We start from the raw sequence: 7466 nt of genomic DNA, 5'->3' as shown, positions 1-7466 counted from the left end.
AGTTCATCGGCACCACGATCAGGCGGTTATTCTCCAGCATGATGCTGCCGGCGCGGAAGACCGAGGTGCCGTAGGGGTCCATCTGGCCGACCACGCGCACGCGGTCGCCGGCCTTCACCTTGGTCAGCGCCTGCCAGGTCGGGCCGAGATTGATCACCAGCGACGCATTGCCGTCATTGAGCACGAAGGTGGTCGGCTGCGGCGACAGCACGGTGCCCTGGATCATCACCGGCTTGCCGCGCGGCACCTCGGCGATGGGTACCAGCGGCGGCAGCTCGAAATGCATGGTGCGGTTGCGCGGCGCGTTCGCATCCTTCGGCGGCGCGGGCTTTTTCGCCGGGGTCTTCTGCTCGGCCGGTTTCTGCTCTGCGGGCTTCTGCTCCGCGGGTTTCTGCTCGGGCGTGGCAGTCGCGGGCGCCTGCTGCTGTGCGGCTGCCGTGCCGGCCAGCAGGGCGGCAGTCAACAGCAGAGCGGGAAGCGCCTTCAGATGCATCGGCCGCCATCCACTTCCATGCAGACGCCGGTGATGAAATTCGCTTCGTCGGAGGCGAAATACAGCGCCGCATTGGCAATGTCCTGCGGCGTGGAGAAGCGCCCGATCGGGATGGTGCTGACGAACTTCGCCTTCATCTCCTCGGTTTCCTCGCCGCCCATGAATTCCTTCAGCATCGGCGTCAGGCCGGCCACCGGGTTCAGCGCGTTGACGCGGATCTGCTCCGGCGCCAGCTCGACGGCCATGGCCTTGGTCAGCGTGATCACCGCACCCTTGCTGCCGTTGTACCAGACCAGGCCCGGGCGCGGCCGCACGCCGGCGGTGGAGGCGATGTTGATGAAGCAGCCGCCCTTACGCTTGCGCATCTCCGGCACGGCATGGATGGCCGAGAGATAGATGCTCTTCACGTTGACGGCGAAGATCCTGTCGAAGGTTTCCTCGTCCGTATTGAGCAGCGGCGCGTTGCGCTGCGGCATGCCGGCATTGTTGACGAAGATGTCCAGCCCGCCGAAGGCCTTCACCGCCGCATCCACCAGCGCCTTCATCTGCTTGTTGCTGGTAACGTCGGCGGCGACGGGCAGGGCTTTGCCGCCCGCCCTGGTGATCTCGCCGGCCACCCGTTCGGCCCCGGCCAGATTGAGGTCGCCGATCGCCACGGCCGCACCCTCGGCGGCAAAACGGCGGGCAATGCCCTCGCCGAAACCCGAGCCGCCGCCCGTCACGATCGCCACCTTGTTCGCCAGACGCATGCCGATTCCTCTCCCAAATCGCTGTTTCGGCCACTGTAACCGGCCGGCAGGGGCATGCAAGCGCCGGCTTCGGCTGCTACACTGGCGCGGCAACCGGCAATACGGGAGGGGCCAGCCTTGTTGTTTCCGGGTTTCGAGCAGAAGCGGGTCGCCGGGCAGGGGGCCGAGATCAACCTGCGCATCGGCGGCCGGGGACCAGCGCTGTTGCTGCTGCACGGCTACCCGCAGACCCATGTCATGTGGCACAAGATCGCCCCGCGCCTGGCCGAGGACTTCACCGTCATCTGCCCCGACCTGCGCGGCTACGGGGACTCATCCAAGCCGGACTCCGACCCGGCGCATCTGACCTATTCCAAGCGCGCCACGGCTGCCGACATGGTGGCCGTGATGCAGACGCTGGGCTTCCCGAAATTCCGCCTGGCGGGCCATGATCGCGGCGGCCGGGTGGCGCACCGGCTGGCGCTGGACTTCCCCGATGCGGTTGAAAAGCTCGCCGTGCTCGACATCGTGCCGACGCTTACCGTGTTCGAGACCGTGAACCAGCTGGTGGCGACGTCGTATTACCACTGGTTTTTCCTGATCCAGCCGGCGCCGCATCCCGAACGCATGATCGGCGCCGATCCGGAATACTACCTGAACAGTAAACTGCGCTCCTGGTCGGCAGGCAGGGATTTCTATCCGCCCGAGGTGATGGCGGAGTACCTGCGCTGCTTCCGCGATCCCGCCTGCATCCACGCTACCTGCGAGGATTACCGCGCCGGCGCGAGCATTGATCTCGAACACGACCGCGCCGACCGCGACAAGCGGATTGCGGCACCGCTGCTCGTCCTCTGGGGCGAGAAGGGGCTGGTGAACAGGGCCTACAGCGTCATGGATATCTGGCGCGGCAAGGCCGCCGGCACGGTCGAAGGCCATCCCGTTCCCAGCGGCCATTTCCTGCCCGAGGAGGCGCCTGAGGAAACCTACCGGGCGCTGCACGGATTCTTCCTGAACTGAGTGACATGACCGAACCGAATCCTCCGAACGAGTCCCCCGAAACGCCAGCCATCATCGTGCCGCCACCGCGGCTCGGCCTGCTCACCCGGCTGCGCAACTATTTCCTCGCCGGCATCATCGTCACGGCGCCGATCGGCCTGACGATCTATCTCGTCGTCATCACCATCCAGGCGATCGACCGCAATGTGCGCGGCCTGGTACCCGCCGGCTACGAGCCCGAACGCTTCATTCCGTATGAACTGCCCTACGGCATTCCGGGGCTGGGCATCCTCGCTGCGCTGGTGCTGCTGACCCTGATCGGCTTTCTCGCCACCAACCTGCTCGGCCGCACGCTGCTCAGAATCAGCGAGCGGCTGGTGTCGCGCATGCCGATCGTACGCGGCATCTATTCGGCGCTGAAGCAGATCTTCGAGACCGTGTTCAGCCAGTCGGGCAATTCCTTCCGCCAGGTCGCGCTGGTGCCGTGGCCCTCAGCCGGCTCCTGGACAATCGCTTTCGTGACCAATTACGTGCAGGGCGAGGTTTCGCAGCGGCTCGGGTCGGACCTCGTCACCGTCTATGTCCCGACCACGCCGAACCCGACCGGCGGCTACATGACATACTATCGCCGCAGCGACGTGATCATCCTCGACATGACGGTGGACGAGGCGATGAAGCTGATCATCTCCTGCGGCGTGATCGTACCGCCGCTGAAGAGCCTGCCGGCGACTCCGCCGGCGCCGGAGGCCCAGCCGTCCGGCGGGTTCACGCCCTGACATGACGGCGGCGGTCGACCTCGGGCGCTTCGCCGCACTGGACGAGGCCGGACGCCGGGAAGCGGCGCTCGCCTTCGACCTGCGCCGTCTTGACCGGGATTTCCTCGACAATCCCTATCCCTGGTACCATCTGCTGCGTGAATACGCGCCGCTGCATCGCATGCCCGACGGCAGCTTCTTCCTCACGCGCTATGATGACCTGCAGGCGGTCTATCGCGACAACCGGCGCTTCAGCTCGGACAAGAAGGTCGAGTTCGCGCCGAAATTCGGCGACACGCCGCTCTACCGCCATCACACCACCAGCCTCGTCTTCAACGATCCGCCGCTGCATACGCGCGTGCGCCGCCTGCTGGCGCCGGCCTTCACGCCGCGCGCGCTGAAGCTGCTGGAATCCCGCTTCGTGGCTCTGGTCGACCGGCTGCTGGATCGTGCCGCCGCGCGGGGCGGCATGGATGTCATCACCGATTTCGCCGCCGCCCTGCCGGTGGAGATCATCGGCGACATGCTGGCGGTGCCGGCGCAGGATCGCCATCTGCTGCGCGACTGGTCGCTGGCGATCCTTGGCGCGCTGGAGCCGGTGCTGACGCCCGAACGCGCCGAGGCCGGCAACCGCGCTGTGCTGGAATTCGAGGACTGGCTGGAGAAGCACATTGCCGCTTTCGGAAAACAGGGCGGTGACGGCAGCGACGGCTATGGCGATGTGCTGGCCGCGCTGATGCGGGGCGAGGAGGGCGGCGACCGCCTGACTCCCGCCGAGCTGGTGCAGAACTGCATCTTCCTGCTCAATGCCGGTCACGAGACCACGACCAACCTGATCGGCAACGGCATCGCCGCGCTGATGGACTGGCCCGACGAGCGCCGCCGGCTGATGGAGGATCTGGGGCTGATCAGGACGGCGGTGGAGGAGTTCCTGCGCTTTGAGTCCTCCAACCAGCTCGGCAACCGCCGCGTGGTGGAACGCGTCGAGATCGGCGGCGTGGTGTTCGAGCCGGGCACTTTGGTGACGCTGTGTATCGGTGCGGCCAACCGCGACCCGGCGCAGTTCCCCGATCCGGACCGGCTCGACGTTTCGCGCCAGCCGAACCGGCATCTCGCCTTCGGTGCCGGCATCCATGCCTGCGCCGGCATGTCGCTGGCGCGGCTGGAAGGCCAGATCGCGATCTCGCGCCTGCTGGCACGCTTCCCGGATTTCAGGCGCAGCGGCGAGTTCGTGCGCGGTGGCCGGGCCCGCTTCCGGGGCTTCCTGAGCTACCCGGTGGAGTTCTGACGCGCGGCGCGTCCGTCAGTAGGATTTTCCGACCGTGAGCGCGGCACGGAAATCCTCGTCATCGTCGATGAAGGTCGCCTCCGGGCCGGCGCCGACGGCATCGAAAAACCTGGCGACGAAGCAGCGGAAAGCGGCGCAGAGCGCGATATCGGCGATGTTGCAGTCGGTGAAGCCCACCCTGCGGAGCCGCCCGATGTCGGCTTCCGTGATCGCCGAGGCATTGCGGGCGACTTTCTCGGCATAGGCCAGCATTGCGACGTCACGCGGCGACAGTCCGGCGTCGCGGAAATTCCGGTGCACGGCCAGAATGGCTTCTTTCGAGCCGAAATCCTCGACCAGCTGCTTGCCATAGACATAGGAGCAGTAGGTGGAGGGGACATGCTTCGCCGCGATCAGGGTGATCAGCCGCCAGTCGCGGGTGGAGAGCGAGAAGTCTGCGCGCACCTGGTCGATGAAGTCATTGTAGATCGGCAGCAGATCGGGCCGGGCGGTGAAGCAGCGCGAGGCCGCCATCACGAAGCCCATCCGGGCCCTCTGGCTGGCATAGATCTCCGCGATCCGCCCCGTGGCCTGATCGTCGGATATGGTTTCCAGATACATGTGCGCCTCCCGAAAACTGGCGGCGGCTATGTAGAATGCCGGGACCGATGCGTCTTTGGCCGTTCGGCCGGAAGACTTGATCGAAAAGCGACCGCAGAAATGTCTTGAGAATTTGAATTGAATTCAATTAAGCTTTGCCCATGCCCCGTTCCTCAGCCGTGATTCCGCTCGAGCCCGCCGGCCGGTCCGTCGCAACGCGGCGGCGCATCCTGGCCGCCGCCGCGGCGGCGCTGGTCGAGGGGCAGGGGATGTTCGAGATCGGTGACGTGGCGAAGCGCGCCGGCGTGTCGGTCGGTCTCAGCTATCACCACTTCGGCTCCAAGGCCGGGCTCATCGCCACCGTGGTCGAGGATTACTACGACCGCTTCGAGGCCGCGGTGATGGACGTGAACCCGAAACCCGGCGCCGACTGGGGCGAGCGCGAGCGGCTGCGCACCGAGCGCATGGTCGCCTTCCACTACGGCGAGACGCTGGCGCCGGTGATCCTCACCCGTCTGAGCCGCGAGCCGGAGGTGGCGGCGGTGGAGGCGGCGCGCATCGACCGCCATATCGCGCTCGCCGCCCGCAACATCCGCCTCGCGCAGGAACGCGGCGAAATTCCTGCCGAACTTGATGCGCCGCTGCTCGGCGCCATGATTCTCGGCGGCCTGCGCCAGGCCATCGGCCAGGCCCTGGCGGCGCCGAAGCGGCCTGCGCAGGCGCGCCTCGTGGACCAGCTCTGGGCCTTCATCGCAGGGACGGCACGATTCCGCGATGCCCGGCGGAGCAAAGCAGGAAAGAAGGGTTGAGGAAACGTCATGGATGCCGCGACGCAGATCGAATGGCTGGAACGCACCCGTCGCCACATGGCCGCGGGCAGCACCGACATGGAGGAAACCGTCACGCGGATCGAGACCAGCCGCTATGTCGACCCCGCGCGGCTGGCGCTGGAGGAGAAGATCCTGTTCCGGCGCTATCCGCTGGCGGTCAGCTTCTCGTCGAAGCTGTCGCGGCCGGGCGACATCGTCACCCATGACCTGCTCGGCATTCCGCTGCTGCTGACCCGCGACCAGGACGGCAGGCTGCATGCTTTCTTCAACGTCTGCCGCCATCGCGGCGCCAAGCTGGTCTGGGAGCGCGGTGGCTGCGGCAAGCGCGCGCTGGTCTGTCCCTATCATGCCTGGACCTACGATCTGGCGGGCAGGCTGCGCGGCATTCCCCACGAGGAAGGCTTCAGCGGCGTCGACAGGGCGCAGCACAACCTCGTCGCCCTGCCGGTGGCGGAAGCTTTCGGCCTGGTCTTCGTCGTGCCGCAGCCGGGAGACAGTTACGATTTCACCGGCTTCTTCGGCCAGGTCGGCCGCGATCTCGAAAGCTTCGGCCTGGGCTCGCATGTGCTCCACGACGAGCGCGAGATCGGCATCCAGTCGAACTGGAAGATCGTCATGGAGGGCGGGCTCGAGACCTATCACGTGCGCTACGCCCATAAGGCCACGATCGCGCCGATGTTCGCCGACAACGTCGCTGTCGCCGACCGCTTCGATCCCCATGCGCGGCTCTATTTCACCAAGCAGGTCGCGAAACAGCTCGAAGGCGCGGCGCTTGAAGGAAAGTCGGTCCGCGACTACGGCAATCCGCTCTATTTCATCTTCCCCAACCTGGTCATTCTCGTGCAGCCCGATCACGCGACGGCGATGGCCGTGTATCCGCGCGGCACCGACGAATGCACCGTGCTGGGCGGTGCGCTGATCCCCGAGCCACCCGCGACCGAGAAGGCGCGGCTGCACTGGGACCGCAACGTGAAGATCTTCTGGGATGCGCTGGACGAGGATTTCCAGATGGGCCGCGCGATCCAGTCCGGCTTCCGCTCCGGCGCCAACAGCCATGTCACCTTCGGCCGCTTCGAACAGGCCTGCGCCTGGTTCCACGACAGCATGGATCGCGCGCTTTCGGCCTGAGCCGCGGCGACCGGCTCACACCGGCTTCAGCGGGAAGGTCACCGTCACGACGGTTCCGGCCTCGAAGCGCTCCTGCATCGTTCCGTTAAGCTGGTTCACCAGCGTCCGGATCAACCGGCTGCCGAAGCCGGATTCCTCTCCGATCGACTTGCCCTGACCGGAATCGGAAACGCTGAGGGTGCAGTCGCCGGCCGCGCATTTCAGGTCGATCTCGATCAGGCCCGGTTCGTTGTCGGGGAAGGCATGCTTCACCGCGTTGGTTACCAGCTCGTTGACCAGCAGGCCGATGGTCGTTGCCTGGCTCATGGCGATCGACCCGGCCGAGACATGCAGACGCAAATCGATGCGGTCGGCCAGCAGTCCGGAGCGGATCGAGTGGCAGAGCTCGCGCATGAAGCTTTCGGCCTGCACGACGGCGCTGGTCTCCTCCCTGAACAGCAGGTCGTGGACGCGGCCGACCACCGCCAGCCGGCGCGCGGCGGCTTCGAGGACATGTACCGGCGTCTCGCCGCACCCCAGGCCGCGGGATTCCGACTGCAGCAGCGCGGCGATGATCATCAGGTTGTTCTTGGTGCGATGGTTGATCTCCCGTGCGATCTGCCGCCGCTCCTCGCTCAGGCGATTGGCTTCCTTCAGCGCGTCATGCAGCAGATCGGTCACCGCGGAAAT

General features: G+C 66.3%; 8 protein-coding genes and 1 pseudogene. 5 read left to right on the top strand and 4 right to left on the bottom strand.

Annotated features, from left to right (window positions below; genetic code table 11):
• Both VKZ87_RS03665 and VKZ87_RS03660 read right to left on the bottom strand, forming a co-directional pair.
• A pseudogene (locus tag VKZ87_RS03665) lies at positions 1-493 on the bottom strand (hypothetical protein); the annotation flags it as partial.
• A complete protein-coding gene (locus VKZ87_RS03660) occupies positions 484-1242 on the bottom strand; it encodes a glucose 1-dehydrogenase (protein ID WP_324219894.1) in 759 nt (252 codons plus the stop codon). The gene VKZ87_RS03660 and the pseudogene VKZ87_RS03665, both read right to left, overlap by 10 nt.
• 117 nt (positions 1243-1359) lie before the next feature.
• Here VKZ87_RS03660 and VKZ87_RS03655 point away from each other — a divergent pair, with 117 nt between their 5' ends.
• Genes VKZ87_RS03655 through VKZ87_RS03645 form a run of 3 tightly spaced genes read left to right on the top strand, consistent with a single transcriptional unit; the run spans position 1360 to position 4260 of the window.
• Entirely contained in the window at positions 1360-2238 is an 879-nt protein-coding gene (locus VKZ87_RS03655) for an alpha/beta hydrolase (RefSeq protein ID WP_324219893.1), read from the top strand.
• 5 nt (positions 2239-2243) lie between these two features.
• Positions 2244-2993 carry a DUF502 domain-containing protein gene (locus VKZ87_RS03650; RefSeq protein ID WP_324219892.1) on the top strand — a complete coding sequence of 250 codons (750 nt, stop codon included), beginning with the start codon at positions 2244-2246 and terminating at the stop codon, positions 2991-2993.
• A 1-nt stretch (position 2994) separates the two neighbouring features.
• On the top strand, positions 2995-4260 hold the full coding sequence (locus tag VKZ87_RS03645; protein ID WP_324219891.1) for a cytochrome P450: 1266 nt from the start codon (positions 2995-2997) through the stop codon (positions 4258-4260).
• A 15-nt stretch (positions 4261-4275) separates the two neighbouring features.
• Here VKZ87_RS03645 and VKZ87_RS03640 read toward each other — a convergent pair whose 3' ends face one another.
• On the bottom strand, positions 4276-4860 hold the full coding sequence (locus VKZ87_RS03640) for a hypothetical protein (protein WP_324219890.1): 585 nt from the start codon (positions 4858-4860) through the stop codon (positions 4276-4278).
• 140 nt (positions 4861-5000) lie between these two features.
• Between VKZ87_RS03640 and VKZ87_RS03635 the strand changes: the two genes are divergently transcribed.
• Complete coding sequence (locus VKZ87_RS03635; protein ID WP_324219889.1) at positions 5001-5648, top strand: TetR/AcrR family transcriptional regulator; 648 nt, start codon at positions 5001-5003, stop codon at positions 5646-5648.
• 9 nt (positions 5649-5657) lie between these two features.
• Positions 5658-6797: an aromatic ring-hydroxylating dioxygenase subunit alpha gene (locus VKZ87_RS03630; RefSeq protein WP_324219888.1), complete on the top strand. Its 1140-nt coding sequence runs from the start codon at positions 5658-5660 to the stop codon at positions 6795-6797.
• 15 nt (positions 6798-6812) lie between these two features.
• On the opposite strand, the gene VKZ87_RS03625 is transcribed toward VKZ87_RS03630, so the two are convergent.
• Positions 6813-7466: sensor histidine kinase (locus VKZ87_RS03625; RefSeq protein WP_324219887.1), on the bottom strand; the 654-nt coding region annotated here is incomplete at its 5' end.

The organism is Ferrovibrio sp. (assembly GCF_035304305.1).
Classification (GTDB): Bacteria; Pseudomonadota; Alphaproteobacteria; order Ferrovibrionales; family Ferrovibrionaceae; genus Ferrovibrio.
This window is presented reverse-complemented; position numbering and strand designations above follow the sequence as displayed.